The organism is Streptomyces sp. N50 (genome assembly GCF_033335955.1).
In the GTDB taxonomy this organism is placed as follows: domain Bacteria; phylum Actinomycetota; class Actinomycetes; order Streptomycetales; family Streptomycetaceae; genus Streptomyces.
Genome location: NZ_CP137549.1, coordinates 1,502,881 through 1,522,115, shown reverse-complemented (window position 1 = coordinate 1,522,115; position 19,235 = coordinate 1,502,881). Strand labels below are relative to the sequence as shown.

Sequence of the window (19,235 nt, the reverse complement as noted above, 5' to 3'; positions counted from 1 at the left end):
GAGGTGCCGGTCGCCCCGCTCAGCCCCCGAAATCCAGCAGCACCTTGCACGACCGGCTCCGGTCCGCCGCCAGCGCGAACGCCGACTCGGCCTCCCGCACCGGCACCACCGCACTGACCAGCGCGTCGAACGCGGGCTCCACGGCGAGGAGTTGAAGCGCGTCGTTGAACTCCTCGTCGAAGCGGAACGCGCCCCGGAGCTCGATCTCCCGGCTGACGACCAGGTTTCCGGCGAACGGGCTCTGCCCCGGCGGCAGCATCCCGAGCTGTACGACGACCCCGCCCCGCCGCACGAGCCGCAGACAGGTGTCGAGCCCGGCCGCGACCCCGGACGCCTCGATGGCCACGTCCACTTCGGACGGCCACCCGGAGTCGTCCGGATCGTCCGCCCGTACGACGGTGTCGGCGCCGGCCGCCGTGGCGTACTCAAGTGCCGCCGGGAGCAGGTCGGTCACCGTCACGTGGGCCGCGCCCGCCGCCTTCGCCGCGGCGACGACCAGGCAGCCGATCGGGCCAGCGCCGGTGACCAGCACATGGCGTCCGGTCACGTCCCCGGCGCGTCGTACGGCGTGCAGGGCGACGGAGAGCGGTTCGGCGAGGGCGGCCCGGCGCAGCTCAAGGCCCGCCGGGATCGCCCTCAACTGCTCGGCGGGGACGGTGACTTGGGCAGCGAAACCGCCCTGGACGTGCGGGTAGCGGGCCGCGCTGCCCAGGTACGCGGTGTCCCGGCAGACGTTCCGGCGACCGTCCACGCACTCGGGGCAGACCCCGCACGGAGTGGCCGGGTGCACGGCAACCGCCGTACCGGGGACGGGACCCGCGGCCCCGGGGCCGTAGGACACGACCGTGCCGACCACCTCGTGGCCGAGCAGCATCGGTTCCTTGAGGCGGAAGTCGCCGACGCCGCCGTGGCGCCAGTAGTGGAGGTCGGAGCCGCAGACGCCGCCGTAGCGGACGGCGACGAGGGCCTGGCCGGGGCCGGGCTCCGGGACCGTCAACTCGTCGACCCGCAGGTCGTCCTGACCATGAATCACACAACCCAGCATGTCTGGACTCCTGTTCTTTACAGCACGCTCGTCATGCCGCCGTCGACGTAAAGGATCTGTCCGCTCACGAAGTCCGCGGCGGGCGACGCCAGGAACAGCACCCCGCCCACCAGGTCCCGCGTGCTGCCCCAGCGGCCCGCCGGGGTCCGCTTGCGCACCCAGGCGCTGAACTCCTCGTCCTGGACGAGGGGTTGGGTGAGTTCCGTCTCGATGTAACCCGGGCCGAGGCCGTTGACCTGCACTCCGCTCGGGCCCCAGTCCGCGCACATGCCCTTGGTGAGCATCTTCAACGCGCCCTTGGTGGCCGCGTAGGGCGCGATGCCGGGACGGACCACCTCGCTCTGCAGCGAGCAGATGTTGATGATCTTCCCGTGCCCGCGTTCCGTCATCCGGCGGGCCGCCTCACGGCCGACCAGGAACGCGCTGGTGAGGTTGGTGTCGATGATGCGGTGCCAGTCGGAGTCGGTGAACTCCAGGAGAGGGGCGCGCAGTTGCATGCCGGCGTTGTTGACCAGGATGTCGAGCGGGCCGACTCGGTCCTCAACGTCCGCTATCCCGGCCGCAACTGACGGGCCGTCGGTCACGTCGAAGGCGGCGGTGTGGACATCGCCGGAGAGTTCGGCGGCGGCCTTGGTGAGGCGTTCGCCGTCGCGGCCGTTCAGGACGACCGTGCAGCCGGCCTCCAACAGTCCCTGGGCCAGGGCGAGTCCGATGCCCCGGCTGGAACCGGTGACCAGGGCCGTCCGGCCACTGATGTCGAAGAGAGGATGACTCATTCCCGTACCCCTAGATGATCAGCGAGAGGAGGAGGACCAGTCCGCCGGCGACGACCGAGATGATCGTCTCCATGACGGACCAGGTCTTGAGGGTCTGGCCGACGCTCAGGCCGAAGTACTCCTTCACCAGCCAGAAACCGGCGTCGTTGACATGGCTGAAGAAGACCGAGCCCGCGCCGATCGCCAGCACGAGCAGGGCGGTGTGGGCCGTCGACATGTCGGCGGCCAGCGGGGCGACCAGACCGGCCGCCGAGATCGTGGCCACCGTCGCCGAACCGGTCGCGAGCCGGATCGCCACCGCGATCAGCCAGGCCAGCAGCAGCGCCGGGATCGACCAGTCCTTGGAGATGTCCAGGATCATCTGGCCGACGCCGGAGTCGATCAGCGTCTGCTTGAAGCCGCCGCCCGCGCCGACGATGAGCAGGATGCCCGCGATCGGCATCAGGCCCTTCTCGACGGTCGTGGAGAGCCGGTCCTTGGTGAACCCGGCCGGGCGGCCCAGCGTGAACATGCCGACGATGACGGCCGCGAGGAGCGCGATCAGCGGCGAGCCGATCACGTCGAAGACGCGCTGCACGGTGTGGGTGGGGTCGTCGATGATGATGTCGACCAGGGCCTTGGAGAGCATCAGCACGACCGGCAGCAGGATCGTGGCGAGGGTCGCGCCGAAGCCGGGACGGTTCTTCACGTCCTCGGACGGGCGGGCCGGGAGCATGCGTTCGGGTGCCTGGACGTCCACCCAGCGGGCGGCGACCTTCGAGAACAGCGGGCCCGCGATGATGACGGTCGGGATGGCGACCAGCACACCGAGCGCGAGGGTCAGACCGAGGTTGGCCTTCACCGCGTCCACGGCGACCAGCGGGCCGGGGTGCGGCGGGATCAGCGCGTGCATGACCGACAGGCCTGCGAGGGCCGGGACGCCGATGCGCATGAGTGAGTAGTTGCCGCGCTTGGCGACCATCAGCACGACCGGGATCAGCAGCACGATGCCGACCTCGAAGAACAGCGGCAGCCCGATCACGGAGGCGATGAGCACCATCGCCCACGGCATCGACCGGGGGCTCGCCTTCGCGAGGATCGTGTCGACGATCTGGTCCGCGCCGCCCGAGTCGGCGAGCAGCTTGCCGAGGATCGCGCCCAGCGCGATCAGCACGCCCACACCGGCCACGGTCGAGCCGAGCCCGGTGCTGAAGCTGGTGATGACCTTGTCCAGCGGCGCCCCGGCGAACGCGCCGAGCGCGAGCGAGCCGATGGTCAGCGCCAGGAAGGCGTGCATCTTGAACTTGGTGATGAGCAGGACGATGACGGCGATGCCCGCCAGTACGGCGATGCCCAGCTGAGCGTGGCCGGCCGAGGTGATGGGCTCGACGGGGTCCGCTGCCAGCATCTCGACGCTGAGTCTGGTCACGGTGATTTCCTTGCGGATACGGGGAGTTGGGGGAGGGGGGAGGGGCGGTACCAGGAGGACCAGGAGGACCAGGAGGACCAGGAGGCTAGGAGGTCGGCTCGGGGACCTGTTCGAGCGCGGCCATGGCCCGCTCGGCGATCTGCTCCGGGCTGCCGGTGACGTCCACGGCGACGCCCGCCTCGTCCGCCTCCAGCGGCTGGAGCGTGGCGAACTGCGAGTCGAGCAGCGCGGTCGGCATGAAGTGCCCGTGCCGGTGCGCCATCCGGTCCTCGATGAGCGCGCGGTCACCGGTGAGGTGGACGAAGACGACCCCGGGGGCGGCGGCGCGCAGCCGGTCGCGGTACGACCGCTTCAGCGCCGAGCTGCTGACGACCCCGCCGAGCCCCGCGCGCCCGTGCGCCCAGTCGCCGATGGCGTCCAGCCACGGCCACCGGTCCTCGTCGGTCAGCGGGACGCCGGCCGACATCTTGGCGATGTTGGCCTGCGGGTGGAAGTCGTCGCCCTCGGCGTACGGAACGCCGAGCCGGGCCGCGAGCAGGGGACCGATGGTGGTCTTCCCGGTGCCCGCTACGCCCATGACCACGACGACATGGGGGGTACGCATCGCTGCCTCACTGTCTCCGTCGACGACACCTGTTGTCGATCCCACTGAAACCGATTAGGTACGACGAATTCAAGAGTCTGTGACATATAAGTCTGACTTTTTGGTTCCGTGATGCGACCCGTACGCTGAGTGCATGACCACTCCGGGCCGCGGGTTGCACGGCCGCGTACTCGACTCCCTCGGCCCCGCCATCACCGCGGGCGAGTACCCGCCGGGCAGTGTCCTGCGCACGGACGAGCTCGCCAAGGACTTCGAGGTCTCCCGCTCCGTGATGCGCGAGGCGGTCCGCGTCCTCGAATCCATGCACCTGGTCGAGTCCCGCCGCCGGGTGGGCGTCACGGTCCGCCCCAAGGCCGAGTGGAACGTCTACGACCCCCAGGTCATCCGCTGGCGCCTGGCCGGCGCCGACCGCCCCCAGCAACTGCGCTCACTCACGGTGCTGCGCTCGGCGGTCGAGCCGATCGCGGCGGGCCTCGCCGCCAAGTTCGCCACGGCCGAGCAGTGCGCGGAACTCACCGAGTGCGCGATCGGCATGGTCGCCAACTCCCGCGGCCACAAACTGGAGGCCTACCTCGTCCATGACGTGGCCTTCCACCGGGTGATCCTGTCCGCCTCCGGCAACGAGATGTTCGCCCGCCTCGGCGACGTGGTCACCGAGGTCCTGGCCGGCCGCACCCACCACGAGGTCATGTTCGAGGACCCCGACCCGGCGGCGGTGACCTTGCACGTGCAGGTCGCGGAGGCGGTGCGCGAGGGCGACGCGGTGCGCGCGGAGACCCTGACCCGCGAGATCACGGTCGGCGCGCTTCAGGAACTGGACATCCTGGCGCCGTAGTTGTGCTGCGGGCGGCTGTAGTTGTTCTTAGTCGTCCAGGAACTCCCCGTCCAGATACACCCACGCCCCGTCGACCCGCTCGAACCGGCTCCGCTCATGGATGGCGCCGCCCTGGTACGAGGCCCGGAACGTGACGGTCCCCGCGGAGTGGAACGCCGAACCGCCACCCGTGTCGAGGATCTCCAGCCCGGTCCAGCGCATTCCCGGGTCGAGGTCCAGGGGAGCGGCGGGGCGCGTCCGAGGGTGCCAGGTGCGCAGCAGGTAGGGCGCGTCCAGCCGTACGAAGGCTGTGTAGCGGGAGCGCATCAAGGCCTCGGCGGTGGGGGCGGCGGCGCCGGAGTGATACCGGCCGCAGCACTTCTCGTAGGGGTCGGGGAGGCCGCAGGGGCAGTTGGTGCGTGGGGTCATGGGCATATTGTGCCGGGGCTACGTTCGCGGGCGTTCGGGGGTGACGCGCAGTGGCAGCCGGACGTAGGCGTCCTCGGGCAGCCGCACCTCCTTCTCGCGGGTGAGGGTCGCGCAGGCCAGGAGCGGCAGCGGATCGGCGCCGGGAGGGTCGGTGTCCTCGTACGCGGGGGCGGCACCGATGAACTCCACGAGGAGGGCGCCGGTGAGCCGGGTCCCGATCTGCTGCACGAAGTTCGCCGGGAGCGTCCACTCGACTCCCTGGTGCAGGATCCCGCCGGGACTGCGGTGCACTCTCTTGACGAACCACTCCTCGTCCCGCATCTGCGGCGCGCTGCGCGCCCTCAGATGGGCCGCGGCGGACGTCATCGCGTTGATCTCGGGGAAGCCGGCCAGGTCGGCCGTGATCTTGCCGGCCGCCTCCAGGACGGGTCCGGCCGCCCGCAGGTCTCTGGCCAGGGTGTTCCGCCACGCCCGCTCGTCCGCCACCGGCGGCAGGTGGTACACGACGGCCTGGACGTCCTTCACCCGCCACCCGCTCATGGCCGGGAACAGCAGCGTGACCTTCACGGACGGCGCTTCGTCCCCCGTGTACCCGAGCGACCACACGTAGAGATACCCGGTGAACGGGCGCGTGGTGTCCGGACCCGTCGCGAACATCTGCTCCAGCGGGACGGACTGCGGCTCGGTCTCCCCGTAGACCTCCAGCCACTCACCCGTCTCCGCGAACCCCCGGCCCCATGCGGCTGCCATGACCCCACCCCCGTGGAATCACTTGATACTCCGTCAGTTCCCCACGCGCAACGGAGCCGACACCTCAGACCGCGATCCCCGTCTCCGCCGAGGGCATCGGCGGCAACGCCCCCCGATACACCCACGCGTCGAAGAGCTGGTCCAACGGCTCGGAGGTGAACCGGGACGCATGCGCCGTGAACGTCGCTGTCGTCACCGTGCCGTTGCGGTGCTGGTTGGCCCAGCCGCGCAGCATGCGGAAGAACGCGATGTCGCCCAGCGCGCAGCGCACCGCGTGGACGGTGACCCCGCCGCGTTCGTAGAGGCGGTCGTCGAACATGGACTTGCGGCCGGGGTCGGCGAGCCGCAGGTCTTGGGGGAGCGTGGAGAGCAACCGGTGCGCGGCGGCGGCGTGTTGATGAGCCGTACGGCCGCCCGAGCGCTCGGACCACAGCCACTCCGCGTACTTGGCGAAGCCCTCGTTCAGCCAGATGTGCCGCCAGTCGGCGATGGAGACGCTGTTGCCGAACCACTGGTGGGCCAGCTCGTGCGCGACGAGCCGTTCCGAACCCCGGGCCCCGTCAACGTGGTTGGCGCCGAACAGCGACAACCCCTGTGCCTCGACGGGGACATCGAGCTCCTCCTCCGTCACGACGACCGCGTACTCGTCGAAGGGGTAGGGCCCGAAGATGTCCTGGAACAGCTCCATCATCGCGGGCTGCCGCGCGAAGTCCCTTGAGAATTCCGGGAGTAGGTCGGAGGGGATGTGTCCGTGCTGGGGCACTCCGCCGAGCCCGGGGTCGCCCAGCAGCACCGTCTGGTACTTGCCGATCGACAGGCCGACGAGGTAACTCGACGTCGGCGCCGACTGCTCGTACACCCAAGTGGTCGTAGAAGCCTTGGTCGTTCGGGTCAGGAGACGTCCACCCGCCACCACCGCGTACGCCGACGGCGTCGTGATCGAGATCTGGTACGACGCCTTGTCCGCGGGGCGGTCGTTGCACGGGTACCAGGACGGCGCCCCGATCGGCTGGCTCGCCACCAGCGCGCCGTCGGTCAACTCCTCCCAGCCCAGGCCGCCCCAGGGGCTGGCGACCGGCTTGGGGTTGCCCGACCAGTGGACCTCCACGGTGAACGCGGCACCGGCCCGCAGCGGCTTCGCCGGTCGGACCCGGAGGCGGCCGCCGCGGTGCGTGTAGTGCGGCTGGCGGCCGTCCACCCGGATCCGGCCGATCTTGAAGTCGCCCAGGTTCAGCTGGAATTCGGGCAGCGGCGCACGGCCCGCTATGGCGTTGATGCGCGCCGTGCCGGAGAGACGGTTGGGGCCGGGACGGTAGTCCAGCGCGAGCTCATAGCGGTGCACCCGGTAGCGGGCATCGCCGTTTGCCGGGAAATACGGGTCCGGACCCGCCGCCTGCTGAACGGTCACTGCTGCGTCTGCTCCCTGCGCTGTGCTCGTATCTCGTACCCGTGCACCGCCCTCCGAAGCCGACGCCGCGTGACCTGTCTTCAGGATCGCCATGACTCGATCGGATTGCCCAGCCAGCGGGTGTCGTCCGGGACGGACTCCCCCGCCATCACGAGCGACGCGGGCCCCAGAGTGGTACGGGCCCCGACCTCGCTGCCGGGCAGGACGATTCCGCCAGGACCCAGCGTCGCGCCCTCACGGAGGACCACAGTATCCGTCCGCAAGATCCGGTCGTGGAAGAGGTGGGTCTGGAGCACACAACCACGGTTCACTGTGGAAGCGTCCTCCAGGGTCACCAGGTCGGTCTCGGGCAGCCAGTAGCTCTCCACCCAGACGCCCTTGCCGATGTGTGCCCCGAGCCCGCGCAGCCAGGCCGTCAGCACCGGAGTGCCCGGCACCGAACCGGCCAGCCACGGCACCGCGACGACCTCGACGAAGGTGTCCGCCAGCTCGTTGCGCCACACGTAACCGCTCCACAGCGGATGCTCATTACCGCGGTGCCGACCCACGAGGGTCCACTTGGCCACGATCGAGATCAGCCCGGCGAGCGCGCCCACGGCCAGCAGCACGAGCCCCGACAGCAGCGGCGCCCACACCCCCAGCGCGCACAGCGCGGCCACCGTCAGCACGGCAAGACCCGCCGAGCAGAACACCGGCACGATCCGGCACAGCTCGACCAGACCGCGCGCCCACAGCAGCTTGGCCGGGGGGTCGTACGTCCGGCTCTGGTCGCCGCCGCTGGTGCTGCGCGGCAGCTTCACCGGCGGCAGGCCCAGGTACGACGTGCCCTTCTTCGCCTTCTTCGGCGTCGCCGACAGCACCCCGACGAGCCCGCCGTCCGGCACGCTCCGCCCGGGCGCGGTCATCCCGGAGTTCCCGAGGAACGCCCGCCGCCCGATCTCGGCCCGCCCGATGTGCACCCAGCCGCCACCGAGCTCGTACGGCGCGGTCAATGTGTCGTCGGCCAGGAACGCGCCCTCGCCGACGGTCGTCAGGCTCGGCAGCGCGAGCACGGTCGACACCTCGGCACCGCGCCCGATCCGCATCCCGAGCAGCCGCAGCCACACCGGCGTGACCAGCCCGGCGTACAGCGGGAACAGGGTCTCGCGGGACAGGTCCATCAGCTGAGTGACCGTCCACGCCTGCCAGCCGATGCGGCTGTGCGTGGGGTGCGTACCCTCACGCAGGCCGAGGCTGAGCAGTCGTACACCGATCAGGATCAGCAGCGCGTACGTCAGCCCGAAGGCCAGCGTCGCCGGGACCAGCGCGACCGCCGCGCCCCGCAGGGCCTCGCCGAGACCGGCACCGGGCGCGATGAACGCGCTCGCCACCAGCAGCGCCACGGCACCGGAGACCACCGGCAGCATGGTGAGCGCGAAGCCCGTCACGCCGTACATCACCCGCCAGTAGGTGCCCCGCTGCGGGCGCTCCTTGGGCCAGTTGCGCTTGGCCTTGCCGAGCTTGACCGCGGGCGCGCCCGCCCAGCGCTGGCCGGTCGGGACGGTGCCGGTGACGGCCGAACCCGGCGCGACCTCGGCCCGCTTGCCCACCCGGGCGCCGGGGAACAGCATGCTGCGCGTGCCGACGACGGCGTGCGCGCCGACCTTGACCGGGCCGATCTCCAGGCGGTCGCCGTCCAGCCAGTAGCCGGACAGGTCCACCTCGGACTCGACCGCGGCACCCCGGCCCATCTTGAGCATGCCGGTGACCGGCGGGAGGGAGTGCAGATCCACGTCCTGGCCGATCTTGGCGCCGAGGGCACGTGCGTACCGCTCAAGCCACGAGCCCGTCAGCCCGGTCGCCCCGCTGAACTCGGCCAGCCGCTCCGCCGCCCACAGCCGCAGATGGACGCTGCCACCGCGGTCGTAGCGACCCGGCTTCACGCCACGCAGCAGCAGGCGCGCACCGCCCGCGGCGATCGCGAGCCGGCCGGGCGGGCTGAAGAGCAGGAGTGCGCCCGCGGCGACCAGCCACCAGGACGCGGTCGGCAGCCACGCGTAGCCGCCCAGCACATTGCCGAGCGCGGCCAGTGCCACCGTCCAGCGCAGGCCGACCAGGGTGAACAGGGGGACCAGCGCGAGGAGTTGGATCACCTTGGCGCGGGTCGGGACCGGCGCGATCACGCGCGCGGTGCCGTCGCCCTGCGCCGAGTCCTCCAGGTGCCGGGCCAACTTCCGCAGGGTGGGCTGCTGGTAGATGTCGAGGACGGCCGCGCTCGGGTAACGGGTGCGCAGCCGCGTCGTCAACTGGGCGGCGGCCAGGCTGCTTCCGCCGATCGCGAAGAAGTCGTCGGCCGCGCTGCTCACGGGGATGCCGAGCACCTCGGCCCACTGCTCGGCGAGCCAGGCCTCCGTGCCGTAGAGCTGCTCCTTGGCGCCGGCGGTCTCCAGGCCTTCGAGCGGCCAGGGGAGGGCGTTGCGGTCCACCTTGCCCGACGTGCGGGTGGGGAGGTCCTCGACCGGGGCGATCAACGGCACGAGGGCGGCGGGGAGTTCGGCCCGCAGCTTCTCCACGGCGGCGGCCTGGTCCCAGCCCTCCTGGGTGACGACATAGCCGACGAGGAGCTGGTTGCCGCTGCGCGCGGTGCGCACGGCGGCGGCAGCTCCGGCGACTCCGGGGAGTGCCTGGAGAGCCGCGTCGACCTCACCCAACTCGATCCGGCGTCCGCCGAGTTTGATCTGCTCGTCGGCGCGGCCGAGGAAGATCAGTCCCTCGGGCTCGGCCTTGACCAAGTCGCCGCTGCGGTAAGCCCGTTCCCAGCCGAGGGACTCAAGAGGCGCGTACTTCTCGGCGTCCTTCTCGGGGTCGAGATAGCGGGCGAGACCGACCCCGCCGATCACCAACTGCCCACTGCCGCCCATCGGTACGGGCACCCCGGCCTCGTCGACGACGGCCAACTCCCAGCCGTTCAGCGGGAGTCCGATGCGGATCGGCTCGTCGCCGGTCATCAGGGAGGCACAGGCGACGACGGTCGCCTCGGTCGGCCCGTACGTGTTCCAGACCTCACGGCCCTCGGTGACCAGCCGCTGCACCAGCTCGGGCGGGCAGGCCTCACCGCCGAAGATCAGCAGGCGTACGTCGTTCAGCGCCTCCGGCTCCCAGAGGGAGGCCAGGGTCGGCACGGTCGAGACGACGCTGATGTCCTGCTCGACCAGCCAGGGGCCGAGGTCGGCGCCGCTGCGGACCTGGGAGCGCGGCACGGGCACCAGGCAGGCGCCGTAGCGCCAGGCCAGCCACATCTCCTCGCAGGACGCGTCGAAGGCGACGGACAGCCCCGCCATGACCCTGTCACCCGGACCGATGGGGTCCTCGGTGAGGAACAGGGCCGCCTCGGCGTCCACGAAGGCCGCCGCGCTGCGGTGGGTGACGGCGACGCCCTTGGGCTTGCCGGTGGAACCGGAGGTGAAGATGATCCACGCGTCCTGCTCGACACCGGGCCGGGCGGCCGGGGCGTCACTGTGCCCGAGGACGGTCAGCGCGTGCTCGGCGCCGATGACGGCGCGGACGTCGGCCTCGCCGAAGACCAGCTCGGCGCGCTCGTCCGGGTCCTCGGCGTCGACGGGGACGTACGCGGCACCGGCGGCGAGGACGGCGAGGATCGCGATGTAGAGGTCGTTGGTCCCGGACGGGACCCGCACGCCGACCCGGTCACCGAGGCCGACACCGGCCGCGGCCAGGGTGCGGCGCAGGGTCTCGACCTCGACGGCGAGTGCGCGGTAGGTGAGGCGGACGGTGCCGTCGTCCAGAGCGAGCTCGTCGGGATACGACCGCACCGACGCGTCGAGAATGTCGACAAGGGTGCGGGCCGAGGCGGCCGGCGCCGCGGAGAAGCGTGCCGTATCGCCGAACTGTGTGCGGATCTCTTCGTCAAGCCCGAGAGCACTGCTCTCGTGTATGGCTGCCATCGGTCCTCGCGTCTCGAACCCGGACAACTCCGGGGTGCTGGCGGGCCCGCAGGTATGCCTGGGGTTGTCCAGCTCCAGCTCCGTTCCGTAACAAGCCGGAAATTTTAGTACGACGCTAGGCTCCGGGCCTGCCGACGGCCACTCGGGGCGGCCGAACGGGGGCGCTCCGTGAGCGTGCGACAACGCTCTGACCTGGTGATCTTCAGGCCGAAGGAGACATCCCCCACAAATGCGGCGAGGGCCGCGACCTATGCTGGTCGCGGCCCTCGCCGCCGAGTGTGTCCGAGGGGGGACTTGAACCCCCACGCCCGATAAAGGGCACTAGCACCTCAAGCTAGCGCGTCTGCCATTCCGCCACCCGGACAAGGTGTCTGTCGCGCGTGGTTTCCCCCGCGGCGACGAAGGAAACATTACCAGGCTTCCAGGGGTGGCCGATCACCCCCTGTTCCCACCCGCGTCCCGCGTGAACGGCGTGTGACGGGCCGGGACCGCCCTTGGGGTGCGGCGCGGTGGGGAGAGAGGATGGGGGAGGACCACCAGCAGTGACAGTGGGAGGAAGCAGCGTGAGCGACACGGACACGGCCAAGGGCGTCACCGGCGAGGACGAGGTCGTGGACCTCTGCCGCGAGCTGATCCGGATCGACACCAGCAACTACGGCGACCACTCGGGCCCGGGTGAGCGCAAGGCGGCCGAGTACGTCGCCGAGCAGCTCGCCGAGGTGGGCCTCGAACCCAAGATCTTCGAGTCGCACCCGGGACGCGCCTCCACGGTGGCCCGGATCGAGGGCACGGACCCCTCCCGGCCCGCGCTCCTCATCCACGGCCACCTGGACGTCGTACCGGCGAACGCGGCGGACTGGACCCACCACCCCTTCTCCGGCGAGGTCGCGGACGGGTGCGTGTGGGGGCGCGGCGCGGTCGACATGAAGGACATGGACGCGATGACCCTGGCGGTCGTCCGCGACCGGCTGCGCAGCGGGCGCCGGCCCCCGCGCGACATCGTGGTCGCCTTCCTCGCGGACGAGGAGGCGGGCGGTACGTACGGGGCGCGGCACCTCGTCGACAACCACCGCGAGCTGTTCGACGGCGTCACCGAGGGCATCAGCGAGGTCGGCGGGTTCTCGTTCACGGTGAGCGAGGAGCGGCGGCTCTATCTGATCCAGACGGCCGAGAAGGGCATGCACTGGATGAAGCTCACCGTGGCCGGCACCGCCGGGCACGGGTCGATGATCCACCGGGACAACGCGATCACCGAGCTGTCCGAGGCCGTCGCCCGGGTGGGCCGGCACAAGTTCCCGGTGCGGGTCACCAAGACGACCCGGGCCTTCCTCGACGAACTCGGCGACGCGCTCGGCACCCCGCTCGACCCGGAGGACATGGAGGCGACCCTCAAGCGGCTCGGCGGCATCGCCAAGCTCATCGGCGCGACCCTCAGCAACACCGCCAACCCGACGCAGCTGAACGCCGGTTACAAGGTCAACGTCATCCCCGGCGAGGCCACCGCCAACGTCGACGGGCGTTTCCTGCCCGGCCACGAGGAGGAGTTCCTCGCCGACCTCGACCGGATCCTCGGCCCGAAGGTGAAGCGCGAGGACGTCCACTCGGACAAGGCGCTGGAGACCTCCTTCGACGGCCCGCTCGTCGAGGCCATGCAGTCCTCGCTGCTCGCCGAGGACCCGACCGCGAAGGCCGTCCCGTACATGCTCTCCGGCGGTACGGACGCCAAGTCCTTCGACGACCTGGGCATCCGCGGCTTCGGCTTCGCCCCGCTCAAGCTGCCGCCGGAGCTGGACTTCGCGGGCATGTTCCACGGGGTCGACGAGCGGGTACCGGTGGACGGGCTGAAGTTCGGAGTGCGGGTGCTGGACCGGTTCATCGACGCGTCCTGAAGGCGCGCCCTGAAGCCGTGTCCTGAAACACCGGTCGACGTCGGTTGACGCCGGAATTCGACCGCGCGTACGGAGGTGACCGGGAAGAGTGAATGTGCTCATAAGCTCGTAGCTCCATTACTCCCTCCTCGTTACAGGTGATGCGATCGGCAACACGAGATCGCTTTTGCCAACAAGGAGGAATAATGATCAAGAAGGTCGTCGCCGCTGCGGCTGCCACCGGTGGCCTGGTTCTCGCGGGAGCGGGCCTGGCCGTCGCCGACTCGGGCGCTCAGGGTGCCGCCGTGCACTCTCCGGGTGTCGTTTCCGGCAACGTCATCCAGGTTCCCGTGCACGTCCCGGTGAACGTGTGCGGCAACACGATCTCGGTGATCGGTCTGCTGAACCCCGCCTTCGGCAACACCTGCGTCAACAAGTGACGTCGCCCCTCTAGGGGGTGACCACGTCCTCGGCCCCGGAGCGCGCGCCATGCGCTCCGGGGCCGACGGTCTTTGTGCGGGAAATCGCGCGAGGAATTCAGTCAGGATGAAAGGCAGGGGGGAATTCAGCAATGCGACAGGTCACTCGAAAAAGCTTGATGACCGTGGCGGCCGCGACCGGGGTGATCGCCGCCGCGGGCGGTGTCGCCCACGCCGACTCGGGCGCCGCGGGCTCCAGTTCGGACTCGGCCGGCGTACTGTCCGGCAACACCGTGCAGGCACCGGTGCACGTGCCGGTCAACGTCTGCGGCAACACCGTGAACGTGGTGGGGATCCTCAACCCGGCGGTCGGCAACAAGTGCGGCAACCCGGGCGGGGGCGGCGGAAGCGGCCACGGCGGTCACGGCTCGACCGGCGGGTACGGCTCGTCGGGCGGGTACGGGGACTCCGGCGGTCACGGCGACTCCGGGGGCTACGGCGGCTCGGGCGGACACGGCGCGCACGGCGGCTCAGGGGGCTCGCACGCCGGCGGACACGCCTCGAACTCACCCGGTGTCGGCTCCGGCAACCACGTCCAGGTACCGATCGACGTACCGGTGAACGTCTGCGGCAACAACGTCAGCGTCATCGGCGTCGGCAACGCGGTCACCGGCAACGACTGTGCGAACAACGGGAGTTGGAGCGGGGGCGGGCACCACGGCGGCGGCCATGACCACGGGACGCCTCCGGGGAGTGGCGGTCACCATGGGGGCGGTCATCACGGGACGCCTCCGGGCGGGGGCGGACATCACGGGGGCGGTCACAACGGCGGCGGTCACGACGGGGGTGGCCATGACCACGGGACGCCTCCGGGCGGCGGTCACCACGGTGGCGGTCACCACCCCGGCGGCGGTCACCACCACGGCACACCTCCCGGTCACGGCGGACACCACGGCACGCCCCCGGGCGGCGGTCACGGGACCACCCCGCCGGGGACGCCGAGCCACCCGGGGACGCCCAGCCACCCGGGCACGCCCGGCACGCCCACCCACCCCACCTCACCGGGCACCTCGCCGATCAAGGGCGGTCAGACGCCGGTCGGTTCCGTGCACGTGAACCAGCCCGGCGCGCAGTCCGGCGTCCGGTCCTCGGGCGGCGCGCAGCTCGCGCACACCGGCAGCGAGCTCCCGCTGGGTCTCGCCCTGCCGGTCGGCGCGGGCGCGCTGCTCGCGGGCGCGGTGCTGTACCGCAAGGCGCGGGCCTCGATGTAGCTCCCGAACACATGTGATCTGCGCAACGGAGGGGCCCCGCACTGCCGGGGCCCGCTCCGTTTCGCCCGGCTCAGCTCACCACGTGGCGCGCACCTGGCGGATGATCCGCCGGCGCAGCCGCACCCTGCGACTGCCGTCGCGCAGCAGGCTCAGTCGGTCCAATTCCCAGTGTCCGTACTCGGCATGGTCCGTCAGCAGACGTGTGGCGTCCTTGCGGGAGACCCCGCGCGGTACGTACACGTCGACAAATTCGTATTCCGGCATCGCATCTATTGTGCGGGCAGAGCCCCGGTACGGATAGCGTCTGCACTATGTCTGATGCTGCGCAGCCAACCGCTGCCGAGGTACGCGCCGCCGCCGAGGCGGTCAAGACCGCGCTCGACCGCCACCTGGCCGCGGTCGAAGGCCGGTCGGGGGAGGACGACCCGGCCGTCTACGAGGCGTTCAACCAGCTCGCCGCGGCCGCCGAGGTCTACGACGAGCTGCTCTACGACCGTTATGACGAGGTCACGCCTTTCGAGATCCCCGGTACGGAAGACTCCCTGCCGCCGTACACCGGCCCGGAGGAGCCGAACGCGGTGAGCGTGCTGATCCGCCGTGACTACGCCGTGGCGGAGCCGCAGCGGCTGCTGGCCCAGGCGCAGCGGGTCGAGGCGGCGGTCGGCGACGGCACGGGCACGGAGGCCTCCAGCACGATCCACGGCGCGCTCGGCATCCTCTTCGACGAGTTCGAGGCGGACGAGATCGCCTCCCGACCCAAGGAGTTCGGCCTCGAAGAGGGCGATTCCACGCTCTGGGTGACCGCCGCCGACGAGACGGCCGACCCCGGTGCCTGGCTGGAGGCTCCCTTCGAGGGCGTCGACCCGCAGCGGGTGGTGTGCCGCTTCGACGTCAGCGCGGTCTTCGACGACGAGATCAACGATGAGATCGACGACATCGACGAGGTGGACGAGGTCGAGGACGAACTCGATCCCGACCTGGACGCGGATCTGGACGAGGACGAGGACCTGGAGGCGCTGGAAGCGGACCGCTAGCCGCACCCAGCTGTTGAGACGACGGCGGCGGTCACCAAGGGAGTCCCTCGGTGACCGCCGCCGTCTGTCGTCCGTGCCGTCCGGGCTCAGACCTGCGCCGGGACCTGCGGTCGCAGCAGCACCGGCAGCCGGGTCGTCCGCGGCTTGGCCGGGACCTCGGCGACGGCCCGGGGCAGCGCCTGGTCCACACCGTGGACGACGGACAGATGCCGGTCGGCCCGGCTGAACGCCGTGTACACCCACGGCCGGCTGAGCGCCTGCGCCGCGTCCCCGGGCAGTACCACGACCACCGCGGGCCACCGCACCCCGACGGCCTGGTGCGCGGTCAGCGCCCACCCGTGCCGCACGGACTGCTCGACCCGCTCCTTCGGTACGACCACGGGCCCGCCGGCGCACGCGAGGTGCAGCCCCTCGGCGTCGGCGTTCACCACCCGGCCGGGAACCGTACGGCCCGGGGTGGGGGAGTACGCGATCCGGTCGCCGGGGTCGAAGCCGCCGAAGCGGCCGGGGCCGGGGTTGAGCCGCTCCTTCAGCGCCACGTTCAGGGCACGGGTGCCGGCCGCGCCGCCGTGGCCCGGCGTGATCACCACCGTCTGCTCGGCCGGGACGCCGATCACCCGCGGCACCGAGTCGGCGACGAGCTGCACGGTCCGGTGCACGGCCTCACCGGCGTCGCGCACCGGCACGATCACGACCTCCTTGCCCGGGGCCTCCACCTGGTTCAGCTCACCGATGCCGATGCCCGAGACCAGCTCGCCCACGGGACCGAGATCCGGTCGCCGCGAGACGACCTGGGGGCAGGCCTTCGACGCGAGCAGATCCGCGAAGACCCGCCCGGCACCCGCCGACCACAACACGGCCGGATCCCCGGCCAGCACCAGCCGGGCCCCGTCCGGCAACGACTCACTGAGCAACGCCGCCGTCTCGACGTCCAGTTGAGGCGCGTCGAGCACGACGAGCAGATCGAGGTCGAGGGCACCGTCCGCGTCCCGCCCGGGCCCTTCGGCACCGGACAGGAGCCCGGCGACGGTGGCGGCACGGGGGCCGTCATCCGGGGCGGGGCTGTCCGACTCGGCGGACGCGGCTCCCTCCGGCTCGGTGGACGACGGGCTTTCCGATTCCGTGCTCCGGGTCAGTGTCGCCGCGAACCGGTCCCGTCCCACCGGACTGTGGGCGGCGGCCCAGACACGCAGCCCGAACCCCGCCGCCGCGCGGAGCAGTGCCGCCGGTTCCTCCAGGGACGCCTCCCCGCCGGTGTGGAGCACCAGGCCGTGGCCCGCGACCGCGCGGATCAGCTCGCCGGTGGAGCCCTTGGCGGCACCCGCCTGCTCCCAGTCCGCCGCCGAACCGTCCTCCTTCGGCACCGAGTTGATCAGCTTGGCGAGTCCGTCGGCGAGGCTCTCCTCGGCGAGCGCGTACCGCTCCAGGCCGATCAGCACGCGGACCGGACGCTCCTCGGCCTCCGTGTCCTCGTCGGGGGCGTCGTCGCCGCGCTGCACCGGGACCGCGGGCTCGTCCAACGCGTCCTGGAAGACCAGCACTTCACCCTCGGCGATGGCGCTCTGCGTCGCCGCGTCCGGGTCGGGCACGCCTTGCTTGGCCAGCGCGGCCGTCAACGCCGAGGCCTCCAGGGCCGTATGACCGGCCAGGGCCGCCTGCTCCAGGAGCCAGCCGATGACCGCGCGGCCCCGTCGCTCGTCGTCCGGCGCGCACCCGTCGCCGAGCAGCGCCCGCGCGAACCCGTCGGCCTGCTCGGGCCGTACACCGGGGACGCGCAGCAACTGCCAAGGATCTTCGCGGAGTTGGTCGTCGGCTCCCTCGCCGAGCGCCGCCGCGACCTGGGCCGCGAGCGTCTCGGGCGCACCGCCCTCGGCCAGCACACGCCGTACGGACTCGACGGTCTCGGTCGCGGGGGCGCCGGGCTCGGTCGGGACGGGCTGTGGCTGTCGTACCGCTTCGGGGGCGGCCGATCGGCGCGGGGCGGCGGGTTCCGGCTTGGCGAAGGGGGTGGTCACGGGCTTGTCGCCGCTCTCCACGGCCCGTACCGCCGCGAGCAGATCGGCGGCCGTGCCGGTGAGCTTGGCCCCGGCCGCGATGGGCCCGGCCTTCTCCGCCTTGCGCCGCTCGATGCGCTCCCGCTCCACCTGCTGCGCCAGCAACTCGGCGGCGGCCTCGGACAGTTCGGGAGCGGCCTCGGTCTTGGCCTCACCGGTGCTCTCGGTGCCTTCCGCGGCCGGGTCCTCACCGGTGCTCTCGGCGCCCGAGGCTACGTCCGCCCCCGCGCCCTCGGCGCCCTCCCCGGTGTCCGTGCCCGTGTCCTCGGACGGCGAGGTCTCCGTGGTCTCCGGGTCCGTGCTCACAGCGTGCTCCAGTCGTGATCGGGATAGCGGTGCAGAGGCGCCGACACATCGTCGAGCGCTCGGCAGATCTCGTCAGGAAGACTAAGGGCCTCCACTGACAATGCGGCCGTGAGCTGCTGCGCGTTGCGCGCGCCGACGATCGGGGCGGCCACCCCGGGCCGGTCGCGGACCCAGGCGAGGGCGACCTGGAGGGGCGTCACGGCGAGCCCGTCCGCGGCGATGGTCACCGCGTCCACGATGCGGGCCGCCGTGTCGTCGAGGTACGGCGCGACGAAGGGCGCCATGTGCTCCGCGGCGCCGCGCGAGTCGGCCGGAGTCGCGTGCCGGTACTTGCCGGTGAGGACCCCGCGCCCGAGCGGCGAGGAGGGCAGCAGTCCGATGCCCAGGTCGAGGGCGGCCGGCAGCACCTCGCGCTCCACGCCCCGCTGCAGCAGCGAGTACTCCAGCTGCGTGCTCGCCAGCCGCGTCCGCGTGCCCGGTGCCGCGAGCTGCCAGGTCGCCGCCTTGGCCAGCTGCCAGCCGCAATAGTTCGAGACGCCCGCGTAGCGTGCCCGCCCACTGCTGACCGCCAGGTCGAGGGCCTGGAGGGTCTCCTCCAGCGGCGTGAACGGGTCGAAGCCGTGGATGTGCCACACGTCGACGTAGTCCGTGCCGAGGCGGGCCAGCGAGGCGTCCAGCGCGGCGAGCAGATGGCCGCGCGAGCCGTCGAAGCGGCGGTCGGGGTCGGGTACGCTCCCCGCCTTCGTCGAGATGACCAGGTCCCGGCGCGGCACGAGCCCTTCTATGAGCTGCCCGAGCAGGTACTCGGCCTCCCCGTCGCCGTACACGTCCGCCGTGTCGACGAGGGTGCCGCCGGCCTCCCAGAACGCCTTCAAGAGGTCCGCGGCGTCATGCTCGTCGGTGTCGCGCCCCCACGTGAGGGTGCCGAGTCCGATCCGGGACACACGAAGGCCGGTACGGCCGAGATGCCTCTGCTCCATGAACGCCGAGATTACTGGCCTGAACCTGCGGTGTGGTGGCCTGTGGATAACCGATTTCCACGATGATCCACAGTCCCTCCCGCGGCACGCTCCGTGATCACTCACCGGTACCCGTCCTGTCCGCT

General features: G+C 71.5%; 16 protein-coding genes and 1 tRNA gene. 5 read left to right on the top strand and 12 right to left on the bottom strand.

What is annotated here, in order from left to right; all coding sequences use genetic code 11:
- Positions 1 to 19: 19 nt before the first annotated feature.
- The 4 genes from R2B38_RS06405 to R2B38_RS06390 form a co-directional block, all read right to left on the bottom strand.
- Positions 20 to 1,045: an L-idonate 5-dehydrogenase gene (locus R2B38_RS06405; RefSeq protein WP_318015345.1), complete on the bottom strand. Its 1,026-nt coding sequence runs from the start codon at positions 1,043 to 1,045 to the stop codon at positions 20 to 22.
- 17 nt (positions 1,046 to 1,062) lie between these two features.
- Positions 1,063 to 1,821, bottom strand: a complete 759-nt coding sequence (locus tag R2B38_RS06400) for an SDR family oxidoreductase (protein WP_318015344.1) — start codon at positions 1,819 to 1,821, stop codon at positions 1,063 to 1,065.
- Positions 1,822 to 1,831: 10 nt separating this feature from the next.
- On the bottom strand, positions 1,832 to 3,229 hold the full coding sequence (locus tag R2B38_RS06395; protein WP_318015343.1) for a gluconate:H+ symporter: 1,398 nt from the start codon (positions 3,227 to 3,229) through the stop codon (positions 1,832 to 1,834).
- 85 nt (positions 3,230 to 3,314) lie between these two features.
- Positions 3,315 to 3,833 (bottom strand): gluconokinase, encoded by a 519-nt coding sequence (locus tag R2B38_RS06390; protein ID WP_318015342.1) that lies wholly within the window; start codon positions 3,831 to 3,833, stop codon positions 3,315 to 3,317.
- Between the two features lie 133 nt (positions 3,834 to 3,966).
- On the opposite strand from R2B38_RS06390, the gene R2B38_RS06385 reads away from it, so the two are divergent.
- Positions 3,967 to 4,668, top strand: coding sequence for a FadR/GntR family transcriptional regulator (locus R2B38_RS06385; RefSeq protein WP_318015341.1), 702 nt, complete (start codon positions 3,967 to 3,969; stop codon positions 4,666 to 4,668).
- Between the two features lie 27 nt (positions 4,669 to 4,695).
- Here R2B38_RS06385 and R2B38_RS06380 read toward each other — a convergent pair whose 3' ends face one another.
- The 5 genes from R2B38_RS06380 to R2B38_RS06360 form a co-directional block, all read right to left on the bottom strand.
- Entirely contained in the window at positions 4,696 to 5,076 is a 381-nt protein-coding gene (locus R2B38_RS06380; RefSeq protein ID WP_033283687.1) for a YchJ family protein, read from the bottom strand.
- Between the two features lie 18 nt (positions 5,077 to 5,094).
- Positions 5,095 to 5,826, bottom strand: a complete 732-nt coding sequence (locus R2B38_RS06375; protein ID WP_318015340.1) for a hypothetical protein — start codon at positions 5,824 to 5,826, stop codon at positions 5,095 to 5,097.
- A gap of 64 nt (positions 5,827 to 5,890) precedes the next feature.
- Positions 5,891 to 7,234, bottom strand: coding sequence for a M1 family metallopeptidase (locus R2B38_RS06370; RefSeq protein ID WP_033283689.1), 1,344 nt, complete (start codon positions 7,232 to 7,234; stop codon positions 5,891 to 5,893).
- Positions 7,235 to 7,314: 80 nt separating this feature from the next.
- Complete coding sequence (locus R2B38_RS06365) at positions 7,315 to 11,178, bottom strand: Pls/PosA family non-ribosomal peptide synthetase (RefSeq protein ID WP_318015339.1); 3,864 nt, start codon at positions 11,176 to 11,178, stop codon at positions 7,315 to 7,317.
- A gap of 279 nt (positions 11,179 to 11,457) precedes the next feature.
- A tRNA-Leu gene (locus tag R2B38_RS06360) sits at positions 11,458 to 11,542 on the bottom strand.
- A gap of 199 nt (positions 11,543 to 11,741) precedes the next feature.
- Here R2B38_RS06360 and R2B38_RS06355 point away from each other — a divergent pair.
- From R2B38_RS06355 to R2B38_RS06345, 3 genes are all read left to right on the top strand, one after another.
- Positions 11,742 to 13,067 (top strand): M20/M25/M40 family metallo-hydrolase, encoded by a 1,326-nt coding sequence (locus R2B38_RS06355; protein WP_318015338.1) that lies wholly within the window; start codon positions 11,742 to 11,744, stop codon positions 13,065 to 13,067.
- A 185-nt stretch (positions 13,068 to 13,252) separates the two neighbouring features.
- Complete coding sequence (gene chpH / locus R2B38_RS06350) at positions 13,253 to 13,486, top strand: chaplin ChpH (RefSeq protein WP_019059153.1); 234 nt, start codon at positions 13,253 to 13,255, stop codon at positions 13,484 to 13,486.
- Between the two features lie 131 nt (positions 13,487 to 13,617).
- Entirely contained in the window at positions 13,618 to 14,736 is a 1,119-nt protein-coding gene (locus R2B38_RS06345) for a chaplin (RefSeq protein ID WP_318015337.1), read from the top strand.
- Positions 14,737 to 14,811: 75 nt separating this feature from the next.
- On the opposite strand, the gene R2B38_RS06340 is transcribed toward R2B38_RS06345, so the two are convergent.
- Complete coding sequence (locus R2B38_RS06340) at positions 14,812 to 15,000, bottom strand: DUF5703 family protein (protein ID WP_005485166.1); 189 nt, start codon at positions 14,998 to 15,000, stop codon at positions 14,812 to 14,814.
- Positions 15,001 to 15,047: 47 nt separating this feature from the next.
- On the opposite strand from R2B38_RS06340, the gene R2B38_RS06335 reads away from it, so the two are divergent.
- Positions 15,048 to 15,770, top strand: coding sequence for a hypothetical protein (locus R2B38_RS06335; RefSeq protein ID WP_318015336.1), 723 nt, complete (start codon positions 15,048 to 15,050; stop codon positions 15,768 to 15,770).
- Positions 15,771 to 15,856: 86 nt separating this feature from the next.
- Here the strand turns inward: R2B38_RS06335 and R2B38_RS06330 are convergent, their stop codons facing one another.
- On the bottom strand, positions 15,857 to 18,130 hold the full coding sequence (locus R2B38_RS06330; RefSeq protein WP_318015335.1) for a helix-hairpin-helix domain-containing protein: 2,274 nt from the start codon (positions 18,128 to 18,130) through the stop codon (positions 15,857 to 15,859).
- On the bottom strand, positions 18,127 to 19,110 hold the full coding sequence (locus tag R2B38_RS06325) for an aldo/keto reductase (RefSeq protein ID WP_318015334.1): 984 nt from the start codon (positions 19,108 to 19,110) through the stop codon (positions 18,127 to 18,129). Before R2B38_RS06325 ends, R2B38_RS06330 begins: the two co-directional genes overlap by 4 nt.
- Between the last annotated feature and the right edge of the window lie 125 nt (positions 19,111 to 19,235).

What these genes read in the sequence shown, in the direction of transcription:
- R2B38_RS06335 (WP_318015336.1), top strand. Translation starts at nt 15,048, where the DNA reads ATGTCTGATGCTGCGCAGCCAACCGCTGCCGAGGTACGCGCCGCCGCC.
- R2B38_RS06405 (WP_318015345.1), bottom strand. Translation starts at nt 1,045, where the DNA reads ATGCTGGGTTGTGTGATTCATGGTCAGGACGACCTGCGGGTCGACGAG.
- chpH (WP_019059153.1), top strand. Translation starts at nt 13,253, where the DNA reads ATGATCAAGAAGGTCGTCGCCGCTGCGGCTGCCACCGGTGGCCTGGTT.
- R2B38_RS06400 (WP_318015344.1), bottom strand. Translation starts at nt 1,821, where the DNA reads ATGAGTCATCCTCTCTTCGACATCAGTGGCCGGACGGCCCTGGTCACC.
- R2B38_RS06340 (WP_005485166.1), bottom strand. Translation starts at nt 15,000, where the DNA reads ATGCCGGAATACGAATTTGTCGACGTGTACGTACCGCGCGGGGTCTCC.
- R2B38_RS06325 (WP_318015334.1), bottom strand. Translation starts at nt 19,110, where the DNA reads ATGGAGCAGAGGCATCTCGGCCGTACCGGCCTTCGTGTGTCCCGGATC.
- R2B38_RS06345 (WP_318015337.1), top strand. Translation starts at nt 13,618, where the DNA reads ATGCGACAGGTCACTCGAAAAAGCTTGATGACCGTGGCGGCCGCGACC.
- R2B38_RS06385 (WP_318015341.1), top strand. Translation starts at nt 3,967, where the DNA reads ATGACCACTCCGGGCCGCGGGTTGCACGGCCGCGTACTCGACTCCCTC.
- R2B38_RS06390 (WP_318015342.1), bottom strand. Translation starts at nt 3,833, where the DNA reads ATGCGTACCCCCCATGTCGTCGTGGTCATGGGCGTAGCGGGCACCGGG.
- R2B38_RS06375 (WP_318015340.1), bottom strand. Translation starts at nt 5,826, where the DNA reads ATGGCAGCCGCATGGGGCCGGGGGTTCGCGGAGACGGGTGAGTGGCTG.
- R2B38_RS06365 (WP_318015339.1), bottom strand. Translation starts at nt 11,178, where the DNA reads ATGGCAGCCATACACGAGAGCAGTGCTCTCGGGCTTGACGAAGAGATC.
- R2B38_RS06380 (WP_033283687.1), bottom strand. Translation starts at nt 5,076, where the DNA reads ATGACCCCACGCACCAACTGCCCCTGCGGCCTCCCCGACCCCTACGAG.